This window comes from Turneriella parva DSM 21527, assembly GCF_000266885.1.
GTDB classification, from domain to species: domain Bacteria; phylum Spirochaetota; class Leptospiria; order Turneriellales; family Turneriellaceae; genus Turneriella; species Turneriella parva.
The window spans coordinates 2,409,971-2,426,991 of record NC_018020.1; the positions used below are offsets into that span (position 1 = coordinate 2,409,971).

The window sequence follows — 17,021 nt, forward strand, 5'->3', positions numbered from 1 at the left end:
AGGAATAAAGAGCGCAGCCCTTTATTCGTGGCGAATCCTCCATTCGAGCAGATCGAGGCCGAGAGGGTAGACATTCACATTCGTGAAGCGTTTGCTTACCGCGATCAGAGCATAACTCGTGTAGAGAAAGGTGTAGGGCTGTTCGTTGTAGACCAATTCGTGAAAGCGGTGGTAGATCGCGTTACGGGCCTTGTCGTCAAACGTGAGGCGCGCGCTTTCGATCAGGGCATCGCTCTCAGCATTGCCAAACCCGGTAAAGTTGTGGCCTTTCTCACGCTGCGAGGTGTGCCACAATTGAAACGGATCAGACTCGATGCCCGACGACCAGCCCAGCATCACGGCCTGAAAATCGCGCTGGTTAATTTTCGTGAGCATTGTTTGAAATTCGAGCTTGCGCAGATTCAGGGTAATGCCCGTGCGCGCAAAATCTTCTTTGACCACTGAAGCGAACTGGTCGGCGAAACCGCCACCGGCAGCAATCATCAGTTCAATTTCGAGTGGCTTGCCGTCTTTCGCGAAAAGGCCGTTGTTGTCTTGCGCATAACCTGCGGCCTTCAGCAGGGCAATTGCCTTCTGCGGATTAAATTCGAGCGGCTTGAGGCTCTTGTTGTATTGCAGGCTCTGTGGTAAAAAAGGGCCCGTGGTGACTTCGGCCAGATTCTCGAGAATCGTGGTTTTGACGCGCTCCAGGTCCATCAGGTGTGCCATTGCCTGGCGAACGCGCCTGTCGTTAAAGGGCGGCTTACGCATGTTGTAGCCGACGTAACGATAGCTGGTTGCGAGGTATTTGATCTTTTCAAACTCGCGCTGAAACTTTTCTGAGTTTGTTTGCCTTGTCCATTGTAAAGGGCGCAGGTTATAGCTGTCGACGTCACCTTTTTTGAGCGCCTGCAGCGCCACGGCATCATTCTTGATGATTGTGAATTCGATCTTATCGATCTCGGGCTTTTCGCCCCAATATTTATCGAATCGTTTCAGCACAACGCGCTGGCCGGTTTTCCACTCGCCGAAAGTATACGGCCCACTGCCCACGGGCCCGCGCAGATTGCGTTCGTCTTTCATGAAGTCGCCGACGGAGTAGACATGCTGCGGTATTACCTCGAAGCCACCGAGGTGTTCGAGTGCCATCGCGTAAGGCTTTTTCATCTTGAAGACAACCGTCTGCGAGTCGGGTGCACTTACCGAAAGCACATCTTTGTAATAGACTTTTTTATGCGCATTCGGAATTTTTTCGCTCATCATCATGTTGTAGCTGAAGAGCACATCGGCCGAAGTCAGCGGTTTACCGTCGTGAAACAGAATATTGCGCCTCAGGTTGAACGTGTAGGTCAGCTTGTCAGCGCCGATCGTCCATTTTTCAGCGATCTGGCCTTTCATCTTGAGCGTCTTACGGTCGCGCTCGAGCAGGCTTTCAAAGATGCGTGTGCAGATGACATTCGAGTAAGCGTCTTCTGAAATTACCGGGTTGAGCAGAATAGGGTCTTGCGGCAGGTGAAAGCGTATCGTCGCAGGTTCTAGATCGTAGCTGTGTTTGTGGCAGCTAATTGCGTTGAGAAGAATGAGAACCAATACGCAGGCTCGCATAACTGAATGTCCCCCTCCCGACCTCCCCCGCTTGCGGGGGAGGCGGGTCTTGCGCCCCTCCCCGCAAGCGGGGAGGGGAAGGGGGTGGGGACAAGTTTTCATGGATTCTTATACTTCGGTCGGCGCTTGTCGCGCACGGCCGAGAGGCCTTCGACGAAACTCTCGGCACCAACAAATGATGACAGTGTTTCGAGTCCCTCGCGGCCCTTGAGCGCCGCAAGGTTGTTAGCGCGCAAGATTTGTTTGACTGAGCGTACCGACGCGAGTGGCAGTTCAAAGACGCGTTTGAGGTATCGCTCCGCCTCTTTTAAGGTTGTGCCGTTGTCGAACACCTCGTCGATGAGGCCCATACGCACAGCGTCGGTCGACTTAATTGCCGAACCCAGCATTGCAATTTCTCGTAGCGATCCGGGGCCGGTAGCCGATTCAATCAGGTTAATGATCGCCTTGGGTATTGTCAATCCGACGGCGACTTCAGAAAATGAAATGCGGCTCTTCTCGCGGCTCATGAACCGCCAGTCTGAAAGAATCGCCAGCACGGCGCCGCCTGCCATCGCATGCCCTTCGATGGCCGAAATATGCGGCTTTGAGAACGCATAAACTTCGAGCACCATTTTCAGCAGCACCTCAAAAACTTCGGCGCGGCCTTGCGTGTCTCGGCTGAGCATCATCGCGGGGTCGAGACCGTTGGAAAAATAGCCGTCGACGGTCGAATGCACAATCACCCCCCAGACTTCGCTGTTCTTTTCGAGGTCTCGGTGCGCCTCGGCGAACGCCTGCATGAACGGAATATCCATGAGGTTCATCGGCGCGCGGGTGAGCGACACATAGCCGATGTGGTTTTCGACGCGTGTTTCAATCATCGCTGTTGCCCCTGCACATGGCGCAAAGGGAGCAAAACGAACAGGCGGACAACTAAAAGTGCGGGCTTATTCTGGCTCGTCAGCCAGCGGTTTGGGCGCGGGCGCCTTGACGAGCCGCACCAGCCGCGCGTTGCCGCCGCTGTCGATCGCGACTTCGGCATACACGAGGCCCTGGCGCAGTGCGTTTTCCCAGTCTTCGGCGGCTTCTTTCGGAGCAAAAAACGATTCGAGGCCGCTGGCGAGTTCAAGCGTCTTATTCGCTGCGCTGAGCGTGTAGCGCGGTTGCACCTTCAGGCGGATTGTCTTCGTTGCCGGTTCTTTGTCGCTGAGCGATAAGGCTCGCAATTTTCCCTCACGGTTTTCGAATTCAAGGTAGAGCCTGTCGCCGAATCGGTACTCGCGTTCGGGGTGCAGCCTGATCTTGATCGCCGACGCTGTGAGCGTGCTGAACTCGTATTGCAGATCGACATAGTTGCCCCTGAAAAAATCGCGCGGGTCGCGCGGCTTCACCGGCAGCAGATATTTGTCGCCGCGGTAGATCGGCAGGTACGCACCCAGAACCATGCCGGTGAGAATCAGCCAGGGAGTGACGAGCAGAATTATTCTAGTTTTCATATTTTTTCTCCCACAGCTTGTTGAGCAGAACGAGTGCCACTGCCGAAAGCGCGAAAATCAGCGCGGTAATCAGGTAATTCGAAAACAGATCGATATAACGAATCAGAGTCCACAGCAAGAAGGCCATGACAGCTGCCATGAAGAGCGGCTTTTCGCGTATGGCGATCGCCCGAAAAAGCAGCACGGCGACCGAGCCCAGGTAGACGATGTTTGCGGCGATGCGCACGAGGTAATACCCTTCGTGGCCTTCGGTTACGGGCAACGCGCGCTGTGCGAGCAGCGTGACGACCGTCGCTGCAATATTCGCGACAATGAGCCAGGTCAGCTGCGGCTCTCTGAGTGACCTGCGGTAGAGAGCAATGGAGGCTATCGCCACCGCTGCCATGACCCATGCCGCGACCGAGGCAGAATGTTTCGTGGCCTCGTGGGCAAAAAATCTGAAGGTCAGCAAAATATTGATGAACGCGGTAAATCCGAAACTCAAATAAAGAAGGCGGCGTGCCCAGTCGCCCGTGATGCGGGTAAACTGCTGAATCAACGCGACCGAAAACAGAATCATCGCGAGTTCCCAGTTGATGCCGGTAGAACCCATTTGCCAATGAGCGAGAATTGTCAGCAAGAACATGTAGATGATCACCAGCAACGGCACAAGTGTTGTGACTCGCTGCAGCGACCAGGCAAACCAGGCGAGCGTGCCGAGGGGCAAAAATGACAGCACAGAAAACTGGTGGTGGTCGAGCTGCATGACGAGGTACACGAAAAACAACAGCGCGGCGAGCAGGTAGTTGATATGGCTGCCGCGAAAGATGAGTATGGGCAAAATGCCCATAACCCAGAAAAGTACACCGTTCGGGTAATACGCGCTGATATGAAATATCTGCGCCTGAATCATGATGTTGGCACCCAGAGCGAGCGAAGCCAGAAACCAACCAAGTTCTGCGCCCAGGTGATTGTCTTTACGCTCTTGCAAGACGGCCCACAGCTGTGCGGCAATCAGCGGTACCAGTGTGATCGACGACTGTGCGAACCAGTTCAGGTGCTGCCAGTTTTTTGAAATCACGAGTAGCAGCGCTAAACCGGCCAGAGTTGCGGCGAGGCACTGCAGCCAGAAACTCATGCGTTTATAAGCCGGTACAGTCGCGCTGTAACGGGCGAGAATCTGCTCGGCTTGAGATGTGCTGATGATCTTCTCATCGACCCACGCGGCGACCTCGGCTTTGAGTTTATGGAAATTCATGGCTGCCGCCATGGTGCCCGACCGCATTGAAAAGGCAATCGCAATCTCAGGCGCCGCACAAGTTTCCTTTCTTAAGAGACTCCGGGCTTTACAGCGCCACTCGCCGTTGCAGGCGGGTTTATGTCCGGGTCTTTGCGTCTGCGCCTCGCGCCGATGCTGCGTATTTTCGTTGTCATTTTGGTGCTCAGCAACCTGGGGCGACTGGGTTTTCTCTTTTTGTTCAGCAATGAAGCAGTCAGGTGGGATACCCCAGCCATCGTGCGTTCGCTCGCAGCCGGGTTACGATTCGATCTCGCGGCTTTTGCCATCGTTTTCTTGCTGCCGCTCTTTGTGCTCGCACTGCCGCGACTGCCGAATGCGGTGCGCCGCTCGGTATGGATTCTGATTCTGGTGCTGCATTTTCTCTGGGTTGCCATTACGTTCGGAGACCTGGTCTTCTATTCGATTGCGCACCGCCGCGCGGCTGCTGAATTTGTCGCCGTATTCGCCTCATTCAAAGATTTCTGGTCGTTTCTGAAGGGCTCTGCGCTCTATGTTCTTATTGGCCTTCCCGTCGGATCTCTACCGTTTTACCTGATGTACCGCAGGCAAAGCCGTCAGGCTGCTCCCGAGCTGGGTCGCTACGCGACCCTGCTGTTGCCCGTTTTGCTGCTTTTCTGTGGTGTCATCGCGATTCGCGGTGGCCTGCAGGGGCGCCCGCTCAACGTCACGCATGCGTTCGTCGTCGGCGATTATTTTTGGGGCAATGTAACGCTGAACCCCGTCTTTGCTACGGTTAAGCTAGCTTACACCGGTGACGCAATGCCGACCAATCGTGCCCAGGGTGATCTGCCCGTTGAGCAGGTGCGCAAAATGTTTGTCGCTGAGGGAGAGAAGTTTTTGCGCGATGACTACACGTTTTACCGGCAAAGCGCGCCCGCATCGGCAAAATCCCTAAAGAAGAACGTTGTCATTTTCATAATGGAAAGCTGGTCGGCCGCAGATCTGGGCTGGTTTGGCAATGAGCGCAAAGCTACCCCGGTGTTCGACGCGATTGCCGCTGATTCGCTGAACTACACGAACGCGTTTGCTCTTGGCAACCGCTCGATTACCGCGATACCGACGATTGCGAGCTCAATCGTCGGCATGTTCGGCAGACCCTACACAACTTCGTCATATGCCAACAACAAGCAGCGTGGCATGGGTTCCATTTTCGCAGAGCAGGGATACGCGACCTATTTTGTCACCGGATACAAGGCCGGCGCGCAGGGTTTTTCAACTTACATGCAGGTCGCAGGTTTCGAAAAAATTATCACTCGCGAGAATCTGGGCCTTGGCCTCGACAAATCAGACGGCGTCTGGGGCATTTACGATCACCACACTTTTTCGCGCCTGCACGAAATTCTCGATGCCGAAACAAAGCCGTTCGTCGCCATCGTGCCGAGTCTGCATCCGCATCACCCATACAAGCTGCCCGACGATTATGCAGAAAAAGAATTCTACAAAGGGTTCGCCCGCGCGCCACACTTTAATGCCCTGCGTTATTCTGATTTCGCACTCGGCAAATTTTTTGAGCGCGCGCGCAAATCGCGATATTTCATGAACACGGTATTTATCATCACTGCTGACCACACCTACACGCAGAACGGCGTCATTGCGAAGTACAGAATTCCGCTGACGTTTTACGCACCTGGTTTTCTCAAGCCAGAAAAAAATGCGACTCTCGCATCGCAGCTCGATATTCTGCCGACGTTAATTTCGATGCTGTCGGTCGATACCAGGCACGCGAGCATGGGCAAATCTCTGTGGGGTAAAGCAACCCAGCCCTGGGCTATCATCGATCTCGACGGTAGCATGGGCTATCTTTCGGGCAATACCGCCGTGATGGTGAACCGTGAAGCAGCACTGGGTGCCTATGATATTCAAAACGATGAGGATTTCTCACGCAACCTGTTGCCGGCACGGCAAAGCGAAATTCAGCCGCAGATTCGCGAATGGTTTTCGTATATGAATGCAGTCTCAGACAGTATCAGCAAGAATCGTATCGCACCGGCAGAGTGATCAGAACACTGCACTGACGGCAAGGCCCATGCCGCCTTCTTGCTGGCGGGGCATCACATACCATTCGAGTTTCTTTTTGTCGGCGCTCGTTGTCACGTCACCCTGCGACTTATTGTACATGCGCCTGAAGTTTCTGCCGACGGTGTAGCCCGATACCGTGCCGATAATCGCCCCGGCGGTGACGTCAGATGTCCAGTGGTACTGGCCGTTGATCATGGCGAACCCCATAATCGTGGCGAGGGGGTAGGTAATCAGGTGTAGCCAGAGTTTGTCGGGATAAAACCCATGAAACGAAGCTGCCATCGCAAACATCGAAGAAGTGTGGCCTGAGGGCCAGCGCCAGCGATCTGAGGTCACCGACTGTTCGGCAATATTGAAATTGAACTCTTTGTCGCGCGGAGTGTCATCGAGGCGCGCATCGTATACAGGCCGTGGTCTGCCCGCGGCCCATTTCCAGAAAAGAACGATGCCCCCATTGATACCGAGCGCCTGAAGGCCTGCTGCCCCGGCTGCAGCTGCCTCGTGCGTGCCCCAGAAATAGCCGTGAACAAAAAGCACAGTGTGGGGCACCGCGGCGACAAAATTGCCGACCTGCAAGAAGCCGACATCCACCGGCCGCGACCAGACCGGGCTTCTGCCGACAGCATTGTTGATGTTGCGGTCGAGATCGGTGTTGACGATGATGCTGGTCGAGCCGGCTACCGTAAACCATGCGGCGATATTGGTGGGTGAACCCCAGACTGTGTCGGCGACGTTATCCCACAACCCTGAAAAGAAGTGCAGTTTGGCCCCGCTGGGTTTTGACGGGGTCGCTGTCGCCTGTGACGCCAGTTCTGCGGGTAAGAAAATGGCGAGCAGCAGCGCGATGCAACTGATTCGTGCCGGTTCGGCTTTACGGTGAAAAAAGTAATTCATCGTGATAGCTGCAATGGCGAGCATACAGACGCCATAGGCGAGGTTCGCATAAAGGCCATATTCGGGTTTGTCTGTCAACAGGCCCAAAGTGATGACGAATACAGCATTGTCGCCCGACATCATTGCGGTGATAAACATCGCGAGCTTGAGTCTGGGGCTATCGGTATTTGTTCTGATTTTCTCGACGTCGTAGCGGTACTCTTCGGGTTTTTGGCTGCTGCGAATATGTTGGCGCAAGTGCCGCAGCGAGGCCGGGGCAAAAACCAAGATCTGAAACCAGTCGTTGGCATAACCCCACCACAGCAATGGTGAACCGCCACCTGCGCGCAGTACGTGGTGCTTGCGGCTGATCTCTTCTGAAATAATATCGCGGTCTTCTCTCAGCGCATACGAGAATTTGCGCCGGTAAAAGTCGGTGCCCTGCGCCATGATTCCCGATACGAGTACGGTGAGAAAGATGAGTGCGAAAATTTCAAGCCCTGTGAAGCGGCCAGAGCGCAAAAAGTAGACGGTAAAACCCGACATGAGGCAGAGAAATCCGATTGCGTCGCCCAGATTGTCGATGATGCGGCCAATTTCAGAAGACATGTTCTTGCGGCGTGCGAGCGTGCCGTCAAGGCAGTCGAATATCGCCCGAACCTGAAAGAGCACAAAGGTAATCAGAATGTCGCCGGGCTCGCCGCGTATCAGAAACACCGTGCCCGCGATCGCGCAGAGTATATGAGCGATCGTAATCTGCGTCGGCGTCACCGGCGTATGAGCTACCGGGAAATAAAGCAGATGCGCCAGCGGATAATAGATAAACTTATTCGGAAAATCTGTCATCAATGACAGCAGGTGTTCACCTTTCGCGACAGCTTTTGTGCTCATAAAATTATTTGAAGAAGTCTTTGAGTAATTGCAGCAGTTTGTTCATCTCGTCAGTTCTGATGTCGCCCATCACGGCAATACGAAAAATTTTACCCGAAAAATTGCCCTGGCCGGCGTAGATCGTGTAACCCTCGGCTTTTAACGTATCGTGCAAAGCGTCATAGTCACGGCCTTCGGGCAACAAGAACGAGGTCAGGTATGACGAAAAGGCACTGCGATCAATCAGGGTTTTGACGCCTGCTGCCGCGAGCGTATCGAGCACACTGTCGCGCCGATCGCGGTACGTCTTGAGGCGTGCTTTCTGTCCACCGAGATCAAAAAATTCACGCAACGCCTCGTGCAGAGCATAGATGCCCTGTACTGATTGCGTAAACGGCGAAAAGCCGGTCTTCTGCGCCTTGTAATATTCAAACAGGTCAAGGTAGAGGCTGCGCGCTTCACTTTTGCCCGCTTCGAGAACATCGGTGCGTGCCAGTACAAACGAAATCGCGGGTATTGCGTGTACGCATTTGTTGCCGGTTGCCGCGACGGCGAGCACGTTCTTAAAATCAAGGTCTTCTGCCGCAAAGCTTGAGACAGCATCGACCAGAACCGGCACTGAGAATTTTTCGGCGAGGGCTGCGAGAGGTGAAATATCATTCAGGCGCCCGGTTGTCGTCTCATGGTGTACTGTCGCGACGGCCGAGTACGCACCTGGCGAAGCCGCCAGAGCCGCTTCGGCAGCTTTCAGATTCAGGCCCTCAGTCCATTCGCCCTTGATGAGTTCAAAAGGTTTGCCCTGTTTCGTGAGCATCGTCGCCATACGCTCGCCATACACGCCGTTCGCAACAATGAGCGTCTTTTTTGATGCGGATGCAAAACTTTGCAGCATGGCTTCGACTGCAGCGGTGCCAGAACCCGTGAGCAGCACAGGGCGAAAATCCTTGGCTTGCGGATAGATCTTGCCGATCATTTCGAGAATTTCGAGGCTCAGCGATGCAAATTCTTTTTCGCGGTGGCAGAGGTCGCTGCGCTGCAGCGCAGCACGCACGCGATCTGAAAGGGTGACCGGGCCCGGGTTAAGAAGAATTTCTCGTTTCATATCAGCCTTGCAGATACTGGCGAAAGCGCTCGGCCACCTGAACAGGCGTGACTTTGGGGCGCGGTAGGTTCGGGTTCTCGCCCGGCGCCGTTTTAATGTGTATCAGAGTCAGCTCATTGCCAGCGAGCGCCTGCTTTAGCTGCGCCGCAAATTCAGCGATCGTCGCACAGCGATAGACCTGAGGGTAGCCGCACGCGTGCGCGACGAGGCTTAGGTCAGCTGTACCCGAAACCGTTGCCTGCGCACCGGTAGAGTCGTGCACTTCGTTATCGAGCAGAACATGCACGAGGTTTTGTGGCCTCTCAAAGCCGAGCGTCGCCGCCGAGCCCATGCGCATGAGGTATGCACCGTCGCCGTCGAGCGCGATCACCTTGCGGTCAGTTTTCGCACGCGCGATACCCAGCGCAAAACTTGAAATACAACCCATCGAACCTACCATGTAGAGCTGGTTCTCAAGGTCAGAGAGCGCATAGAGCGCCCTGCCGGTAAAGCCGGTTGTGGCCACCACTGCGTGGGGTTTCACCGCCTGTTTCTGCACCTCGGCGAGCACTTCACCACGGGTTGGTCGCGCCAAGGCGGCATCTTGCCACGCCGCGGGCCGCGCGTTGATCGCGCCCTGCGGTTTATTGCCGGCGCGCGTTGTCAACGCATGCGGGGCGACCACATCTTTTTTCATGATCAACCCATAAGGAGTTCCCGTTTTCTGCATGTGTGCGACTGCCCGTGCAAGCACGGGTTTCACTTCGCTTTCTTCTGACGGGAAAAGCTCCCACGGAATGCGCATCAGGTCAAACAGTTCGCCCGTGATCTGGCCCATCAGCTCATGCTGCGGTTCGTCAGCAGGGCCGCCCGGTTCGCCGCGCCACGTCGTAATCACGAGCGACGGAATTTTGAAGATCATGTTGAGCGATGTCAGCGGTGAGACCGTGTTGCCAAAACCTGAGTTCTGAAACATGACGACGCTGCGCCGGCCGGCTATTTCAGCGCCGGCAGCAATGGCCACTGCATCGCCCTCATTGGTTGCGCCGATATAATCGAGGTCGGGAGCGTCGATGACATAGTTAATGAAAGGCTTCAGGTAAGAACACGGAACTCCGGTATAGAGCGAAAAACCCGCAGCCTTCGCTTCTTCGATGAATGTCGATGCTTTGATCATTTAAAAACTACCACCTGCGAGAACGTCTTCGAGGTTGTCGATGTCGAGCCAGCCCGCGCGCGAAGTGTAGACGACGCGCACATCATGGCCTTTTTCGATGATCGTACGCAGCAGGTCAGACATGCGCAGGGTGTTGAATGCCTTGTCTTTTTGTAATTCAGTCAGCACGCTTTGCACGATCGCAGAACCTTTTGCCGAGAGCCGAATAATGCCCGCCCATTCGCCATGGCGTTTGTTTTCTGGCATATCGCTGCCGATACCGGTGAGGCGCACCTCGTGGTAAAACGCTTTGGTCGATTGTGGTTCACTGCACGAAACGTAGTCAGCGTAACGGGCCGAGTTGCGGCTCGTCTGCCAGTCATAGTCGACAACCGCGACGATGTCTGCCTTGTTGTCGATGAGCTCTTGCGCAATGTATTTCTTGAAAAGCACATCGCCATATGAAATGAATACCTCGCCCTGAATCTTGCCCATCGCTTTTGCGAGCGAGCCGAGCTCTTGCGTGCCTGCGAAGTTATCGTTGTCGGCGTAGTCGACATTCAATAGATTAAAAGCTTCTTTTTTGTAGCCACGCACAATCGTGATATCTTTGACGCCGACGCTGCGGTAGCTGTCGACGATGTGCTGCGCGAGCGGTTTGCCGCCAATTGCAACCATTGCCTTCGGCATATCTTTGGTGAGATCGCCCAGTTCTTCGCCGCGTGACGCCGCCAGTACAATGGCGCCCGGCGCGGCTGTTGTCGGCAGATAACGCTTCTCGGCGTCTTCGAGTTCGTCGGCACCCTGAATGCGAAAAACTTCGCCGACCGAAGCGACTTTTTCTTCGACGTTCAGCAGGTTCTGGTCTTTATAGATCGTTGCAGCCGTCTGCTGCATTGCGGTGATGGCAGAGCGCATCAGGTGGTTGGCCCAAATCACGATCGAGAATTTATAATCGCGAAAAACTTCGGTCGGCGTCGCGTAATATTTCGTCGGCACAATCACGACCGGGCTGCGGCCTGCCCATTCTTTCTGAAACGCGAGAATTTCATCAGGTTTTCTGAGCGCGCTGTGAATGAGAATTGCGTCGGCGCCGGCCTTGCGGTATGCGTCAGCGCGCTTGATCGCCTCGCCGAGCCCCCAGCCTGCAATAAATGCCTCGACGCGCGCGACAATGACGAAGTCAGAATCGGTCTGCGCATCTTTACCCGCGCTGATCTTGCCGCAGAATTCTGCGATTTCGGCGAGCGGCTGCTCTGAACCGTTGATGAAACTGTTAGTTTTGGGAAAAAGTTTATCTTCGATGCATACGCCTGCAACGCCGCGCTGTTCGAGCTTGCGCACGAGCCGGCGCATCGAGTTAAAGTTACCGTAACCCGTGTCGCCATCGAGCAGAATCGGCACCTTCGTCGCATCGCTCATGAACTCGGTGACTTCAAGAACCTGTGTCCAGCTGGCTTCGTTATTGTCGCGAACACCGAGCGCGGCAGAAATAGAAAGGCCGCTCGCCCAGATGCCTTTAAACCCGGCTTCTTCGGCGATCTTGGCGCTGAGGCCGTTGTGCGCTTCCATCAGAAATTCGAGTTCTGACGACAGCAGCATATTTTTGAGTTGAGTGGTCTTTTTCAGCATTATAAAGGGAGTCTCCGTAGAAGGTCTGTGCGCATCGGCCCCGATGCTCAACAGGTCAAATTAAAAATCAGAGACAGGTGAGAAAGCCTAAGCAGGCCCATTGGCGGCCTCGCGGGGTGAATCCTCATTCTATACGATAGGATGTATTTCAGCGCCCAAGAGCTTTTTCGACCTCGACTATCTGCGCAGTGGTCTTGAGCACTGCATCGGGGTTGAGAGAGATGCTGTCGATACCCTCGCGCACGAGAAACTCGGCAAATTCGGGATAATCGCTCGGCGCCTGGCCGCAGATACCGATTTTACGGCCGCGCTTGCGCGCCGCCTTGATGACATTGGCAATCATCGCCGTGACGGCAGGGTTGCGTTCGTTAAAGATCGGCGCGACGATTTCTGAGTCGCGGTCGACCCCGAGAACCAGCTGTGTCAGATCGTTCGAGCCGATGGAAAAACCGTCGAATACCTGCGAAAAATCGTCGGCGAGAATGACATTTGAGGGTATCTCGCACATCACATAGATTTCGAGCGCGTTCTCACCCCGCCTGAGACCGTGTTTTTCCATCTCGGCGATAACTTTTTTACCTTCTTCAACCGTGCGGCAAAAAGGGATCATCAGCTTCACATTGCTCAGCCCCATGCCTTCGCGTACTTTTTTCATCGCCCTGCACTCGAGTGCGAAGCCCTCGCGGTATTTTTCATGGTAATAGCGCGAGGCGCCGCGAAAGCCAATCATCGGGTTCTCTTCGACGGGTTCGTACTCACGGCCACCGATGAGGTTGGCGTATTCATTCGACTTAAAATCGCTCATGCGCACTATGACGTCATTGGGGTAGAATGCAGCGCCGATCATCGCGACACCCTGTGCGAGGCGGTCGACGAAAAATGCCTGTTTATCTGCATAGCCGGCCGTCAGCAGGTCGATGGTGTCTCTGAGGTTACGGTCGGTGATGCGATCGTAGTGCACGAGGGCGAGAGGGTGCACACGAATGAAGCTGTTGATGATGAATTCCATACGTGCCAGGCCGACACCATCGTTGGGTATCTGGCTGACGCGAAAGGCTTCGTCGGGGTTTGCAACGTTCACCATGATCTTGGTTTTGGGTCTCGAAGTTTTCGAAAAGTCGAGCGTCTGCTTTTCGTATTTCAGCGCACCGGCATAGACATGCCCGGTGTCACCTTCTGCGCAACTGACCGTAACAGTCTCGCCGTCGCGCAGTGATTCGGTTGCATTCAACGCGCCGACAACGGCGGGCAACCCGAGCTCGCGGCTGATGATCGCTGCGTGGCAGGTTCTGCCGCCACGGTTGGTGACAATCGCTGCCGCTTTTTTCATGGCAGGTTCCCAGTCGGGGTCGGTGCGATCAGTGACCAGAATATCGCCGTCTTTGACAAGCGATAGATTCGCCGCCGATTTTACGACGCGCACCACGCCGGTCGCGATACGCTGGCCGACGCTGTTGCCGCTTGCCAGCACCTTGCCGGTCTCTTTCAGCTTATAAACCTCGAGGTGTGTGAAGTCGCGCTGCGATTGAACGGTTTCGGGTCTCGCCTGGACAATAAACAGTTCGCCGGTTTTGCCGTCTTTCGCCCACTCCATGTCCATCGGGCAGAAGCTGCCGCGCTTCTTTGTGTAATGTTCTTCAATCGTGCAAGCCCAGCGCGCGAGCGTCAGAATATCGTCGTCGCCTATCGCGAACGCCGCGCGCTCTGTTTCGCTCACCGGCACATTCTTGACGAGCTTGCCGCCGCCATCGTCATAGACCATTTTGAATTCTTTTCAGCCGGTCTTTTTCTGCAAGATCGGTCGAAAGCCCTTGAGCAGCGTCGGCTTAAAGACGCGAAATTCATCGGGGTTCACCGCACCCTGAACGACATTTTCACCGAGACCATATGCCGCACTGATGAGCACTGCTTTTTTGAACCCGGTTTCGGTATCGATTGAGAACATCACGCCCGACGCGGCGAGGTCAGAGCGCACCATCAGCTGCACACCTATGGACAGCGCGACCTGAAAATGGTCGAAGCCCTGGTCGTGGCGGTAAGAGATTGCGCGGTCGGTGAAAAGCGAAGCGAAGCAGCGTCTGCAGGCACCGATGACCGCCACGTCGCCGTGTACATTGAGGTAGGTTTCTTGCTGCCCGGCAAAGCTGGCGTTGGGTAAATCTTCTGCCGTGGCGCTCGATCTGACGGCCACGTCGACACCACCGGGCTTATTTTTGCTGAGCTCAGCATATGCAGTGAGTATCGCCTGGCGAATCGCAGGCGGTATCTCTGCGGCAAGTATCGCCTCGCGTGCTGCGCGCCCGCGCTGTTGCAGATTTTCTATATTCTGTGAATCGAGTCCCTCAAAAATTTCTCTGATCTTTTTATCGAGGCCGGTCTCTTTGAAAAATTCGCGAAATGCATTTGCTGTGACCGCAAAACCATCGGGTACACGCACCCCCGCGCTGCTGAGTTCACGAAACATTTCGCCGAGAGACGCATTTTTGCCGCCGACGATGCCGACGTCTTCGATGCGTATTTTACTGAAAGGGATTATCCATTGATTCGCAGGCATGAGATCTCCTTTGTTTTCGTTTGGGCAGCGCGCCGCTAAAAGTTTCGAAGAAGTCAGGTGAAAATTATCTCTCCCCCTTGTGCCTTCTCATAGAATTCACCCACGGTAATGATGTCGTCGACGGGCGACACAAAATCGGCTTTGGTCATTTTGAACATGTCGACCGTTGCTTTGCATGCATACATGCCGCACCCAGAGTCATGAATCAGCTCGAGAAATTCGCCGATCGGTGGTATGTCGAGCGACTCGATCGATTTACGCATGCGCCACGAAACCAGCGCCGACATGCCTGGAATGCCGCCAATCCAAGTGGGTATGTGCAGCCATTTGGGTATGCCCGCAACATACGCCGCGAGTTTTGCCGGCCCTTTCGGGAAAAGGGCATACAGTTCTTTGGTGTTGACTCCCGATTCTTTGCCCAGCGTACGAATCGACGGCGAGTCGCCATTCTTCAGGTAACGCTCGCGCATGAATTTCACCACTTTCCAGTGGCCTTCGCTGAGTTCGCTGATGCCGATGTCGGCGGCGAAGAGCCTAGCCAGCTCTTCTGTCCAATCGGCGGTGTTCTTGAGAAAACCCTGATCGTCGACCTCGACCGTTTTTGTACCCAAAGTCTTTTGCGGCATAGAATAGCTCCTTGGGCGACAACCCAAAATAGTCGACCAAATTGTCGACTATAAATACCCGGGTGTCTATGTTATGTTCTGTTTGCCGCGCAGCGAAAAATGCCTGCTGATCGGCAGGTAGCGTGCGGGCAGCATCAGGTGCCAATAGATAAGCCTAAACGCAAGCTTGCCCCAGTGGTTCAGCCGCGTTACCTTGAGCAGGCGCAGCGGGCCGAAGAACGGCAAAGGGTAGCTGCCGGGCAGAGGCTCTACTTCATAGCTGAAATCAATCAACGCCGCTTTGCCCGCACCGGTTTCAATAAAGCAGTTCGAATGGCCGTCGAAATCGGCGAGCGGCTCGTCGCCGGCAAGAAAGCGCATAATATTTTCATGCACCGTCTCTGATTCGAAGTGTGCAACCGAACCCGCCTTTGAGGCGGGTACGCTTGTAGCATCGCCGAGCGCGAAAATCTCTTTGTGCATCGGGTTCTGCAGCGTAGCGCTGTCGACGCGCACAAACCCCAGATCGTCGCCGATGTCGCTGTTCTTGATAAATTCTGCTCCGTTGTGCAGTGGTACCGTGACGAGCAGATCAAAATCGACCGTGCGGTCGTCCCATGAAACGATCTGGTTATTTTCAACGCGGCCGGTGTTGAATTCAGTGACGAGGTCAATATTTTTCTCTGCAAGCAGATTCTTGAAGACGTTCGCTGCCACAGGTTTGGTGAACGCGTTATCGAGCGGAGTGACATACGAAATTTTCACCTTGTTTCGAATGCCACGGCGTTTGAAATAATCGTCGGCGAGAAATGCAAATTCAAGCGGTGCCACGGGGCATTTGATCGGCACGTCGACAATATTGATGACCAGGTGCCCCCCGGTAAACTCTTGCAGCGCCGCCTGCAGGCGGGTTGCACCCTCGAGTGTGTAGAAATCGAAACGGTTTTTGAACCAGCCCTCACCGGTAAGGCCTTCGGTTTCTTCGGGAGCTATGCGCGTACCGGTTGCGACAACGAGCACGTCATAAGGCAAGAGCGAGCCGTCGGCGAGCGTCACGGTTCGGGCAATCGTGTCGAGGCTTGTCACCGACTGTTCGACGAGTCTGATTTCTTTGCGCAGCAGTTGTCGTTTTCGTCTGATAATCTTTTCACGCGTGGTTGATCCGAAAGGTAGAAACAGCAAGCCGGGTTGATAGAGGTGATCTTTTTCGGGGTCGACTACAGTGATCTGCAGATCGAAGCGCACGCTGCGCCGGTCTTTCTGCAGGCGATTCGCGAGAATATTGCCCCCCGTGCCGCCACCCAAAATCACTACCTGCTTCATGCGCCGGTGTTGCGCCTCGGCTCATGGTGAGCAATCACATTTTGATAGCCACGCCAAATTGCCTTGACGTCGGGCCTCTCAGCGCGACTTCTCGGACTATGCCCCAATCAGCCGAGGTTGAAGAATATTATCTGACAATTTTTTTGGCGCATGGCGAAGAAAGCTCGTGGCACGAAGTTGCCGAATTTATCGAGCAAAAGCTTGCGCACGAGGTTGTGCCTTACGCCGGGTCGCTCGCCCCTGGCAGAACCGACATACAAAAGCTCGAAGAACTCACAGAAGAGTGTGCTTTTGCGATCGTGATGCTCACGGCGAAAGAAAGCGCCGCCCGTTCGCGCGCGAAAATTATCCATGAGATCGGCTTTTGCCAGGGGTCGTTCGGTCGCGAGAATGTGCTCGTGATGAAAGAAGAGGGGGCACAAGAGATTGAAGAATTGGGTGGAGTGATTTATGTGCCGTTTGCTTCAGGCAATGCCAAAGCAGCTTTTCAGAGAATTCAGGCAGAGATCGATGCTGCTATCGACAGATTTGAAGACGATGAAGAAGAAGACGATGACGATTAAGGCG

The 17,021-nt window shown here is 54.6% G+C and carries 12 protein-coding genes and 1 pseudogene; 2 read left to right on the top strand and 11 right to left on the bottom strand.

Annotated elements, in window-relative coordinates; translation table 11 throughout:
• Positions 1–21: 21 nt before the first annotated feature.
• The 4 genes from TURPA_RS11540 to TURPA_RS11555 form a co-directional block, all read right to left on the bottom strand.
• Complete coding sequence (locus TURPA_RS11540; RefSeq protein ID WP_041948481.1) at positions 22–1,569, bottom strand: peptide-binding protein; 1,548 nt, start codon at positions 1,567–1,569, stop codon at positions 22–24.
• Positions 1,570–1,682: 113 nt separating this feature from the next.
• Positions 1,683–2,447 carry an enoyl-CoA hydratase/isomerase family protein gene (locus tag TURPA_RS11545; RefSeq protein ID WP_014803483.1) on the bottom strand — a complete coding sequence of 255 codons (765 nt, stop codon included), beginning with the start codon at positions 2,445–2,447 and terminating at the stop codon, positions 1,683–1,685.
• 66 nt (positions 2,448–2,513) lie between these two features.
• Positions 2,514–3,062 carry a GDYXXLXY domain-containing protein gene (locus TURPA_RS11550; protein ID WP_014803484.1) on the bottom strand — a complete coding sequence of 183 codons (549 nt, stop codon included), beginning with the start codon at positions 3,060–3,062 and terminating at the stop codon, positions 2,514–2,516.
• A complete protein-coding gene (locus tag TURPA_RS11555) occupies positions 3,052–4,299 on the bottom strand; it encodes a DUF2157 domain-containing protein (RefSeq protein WP_041948482.1) in 1,248 nt (415 codons plus the stop codon). The genes TURPA_RS11550 and TURPA_RS11555 overlap by 11 nt, the downstream gene beginning before the upstream one ends.
• Before the next feature lie 120 nt (positions 4,300–4,419).
• On the opposite strand from TURPA_RS11555, the gene TURPA_RS11560 reads away from it, so the two are divergent.
• Positions 4,420–6,339, top strand: coding sequence for an LTA synthase family protein (locus TURPA_RS11560; RefSeq protein WP_014803486.1), 1,920 nt, complete (start codon positions 4,420–4,422; stop codon positions 6,337–6,339).
• Here the strand turns inward: TURPA_RS11560 and TURPA_RS11565 are convergent, their stop codons facing one another.
• The 7 genes and pseudogenes from TURPA_RS11565 to sqr form a co-directional block, all read right to left on the bottom strand.
• Positions 6,340–8,124, bottom strand: a complete 1,785-nt coding sequence (locus TURPA_RS11565) for a phosphatase PAP2 family protein (RefSeq protein WP_014803487.1) — start codon at positions 8,122–8,124, stop codon at positions 6,340–6,342. It lies immediately after the preceding gene.
• A 4-nt stretch (positions 8,125–8,128) separates the two neighbouring features.
• Positions 8,129–9,205, bottom strand: a complete 1,077-nt coding sequence (locus TURPA_RS11570; RefSeq protein WP_014803488.1) for a pyridoxal-phosphate-dependent aminotransferase family protein — start codon at positions 9,203–9,205, stop codon at positions 8,129–8,131.
• Position 9,206: 1 nt separating this feature from the next.
• A complete protein-coding gene (gene aepY / locus TURPA_RS11575) occupies positions 9,207–10,361 on the bottom strand; it encodes a phosphonopyruvate decarboxylase (protein ID WP_014803489.1) in 1,155 nt (384 codons plus the stop codon).
• A complete protein-coding gene (gene aepX / locus TURPA_RS11580; protein ID WP_014803490.1) occupies positions 10,362–11,972 on the bottom strand; it encodes a phosphoenolpyruvate mutase in 1,611 nt (536 codons plus the stop codon).
• A gap of 148 nt (positions 11,973–12,120) precedes the next feature.
• Positions 12,121–14,526, bottom strand: a pseudogene (gene ppsA, locus TURPA_RS11585) (phosphoenolpyruvate synthase).
• A gap of 53 nt (positions 14,527–14,579) precedes the next feature.
• Positions 14,580–15,152, bottom strand: a complete 573-nt coding sequence (locus TURPA_RS23885) for a TusE/DsrC/DsvC family sulfur relay protein (protein WP_014803491.1) — start codon at positions 15,150–15,152, stop codon at positions 14,580–14,582.
• A 66-nt stretch (positions 15,153–15,218) separates the two neighbouring features.
• The gene (sqr, locus tag TURPA_RS11600) at positions 15,219–16,454 is read right to left on the bottom strand and encodes a type III sulfide quinone reductase, selenoprotein subtype (RefSeq protein WP_014803492.1); all 1,236 of its coding nucleotides are present in this window, start codon (positions 16,452–16,454) and stop codon (positions 15,219–15,221) included.
• Between the two features lie 98 nt (positions 16,455–16,552).
• Here sqr and TURPA_RS11605 point away from each other — a divergent pair, with 98 nt between their 5' ends.
• A complete protein-coding gene (locus tag TURPA_RS11605) occupies positions 16,553–17,017 on the top strand; it encodes a TIR domain-containing protein (protein ID WP_041948483.1) in 465 nt (154 codons plus the stop codon).
• Positions 17,018–17,021: the final 4 nt, after the last annotated feature.

Excerpts from the sequence above, each read along its gene's own strand:
- TURPA_RS11545 (WP_014803483.1), bottom strand. The coding sequence starts at position 2,447 with ATGATTGAAACACGCGTCGAAAACCACATCGGCTATGTGTCGCTCACC.
- TURPA_RS11550 (WP_014803484.1), bottom strand. The coding sequence starts at position 3,062 with ATGAAAACTAGAATAATTCTGCTCGTCACTCCCTGGCTGATTCTCACC.
- TURPA_RS11555 (WP_041948482.1), bottom strand. The coding sequence starts at position 4,299 with ATGAATTTCCATAAACTCAAAGCCGAGGTCGCCGCGTGGGTCGATGAG.
- TURPA_RS11560 (WP_014803486.1), top strand. The coding sequence starts at position 4,420 with ATGTCCGGGTCTTTGCGTCTGCGCCTCGCGCCGATGCTGCGTATTTTC.
- TURPA_RS11565 (WP_014803487.1), bottom strand. The coding sequence starts at position 8,124 with ATGAGCACAAAAGCTGTCGCGAAAGGTGAACACCTGCTGTCATTGATG.
- TURPA_RS11570 (WP_014803488.1), bottom strand. The coding sequence starts at position 9,205 with ATGAAACGAGAAATTCTTCTTAACCCGGGCCCGGTCACCCTTTCAGAT.
- aepY (WP_014803489.1), bottom strand. The coding sequence starts at position 10,361 with ATGATCAAAGCATCGACATTCATCGAAGAAGCGAAGGCTGCGGGTTTT.
- aepX (WP_014803490.1), bottom strand. The coding sequence starts at position 11,972 with ATGCTGAAAAAGACCACTCAACTCAAAAATATGCTGCTGTCGTCAGAA.
- TURPA_RS23885 (WP_014803491.1), bottom strand. The coding sequence starts at position 15,152 with ATGCCGCAAAAGACTTTGGGTACAAAAACGGTCGAGGTCGACGATCAG.
- sqr (WP_014803492.1), bottom strand. The coding sequence starts at position 16,454 with ATGAAGCAGGTAGTGATTTTGGGTGGCGGCACGGGGGGCAATATTCTC.
- TURPA_RS11605 (WP_041948483.1), top strand. The coding sequence starts at position 16,553 with ATGCCCCAATCAGCCGAGGTTGAAGAATATTATCTGACAATTTTTTTG.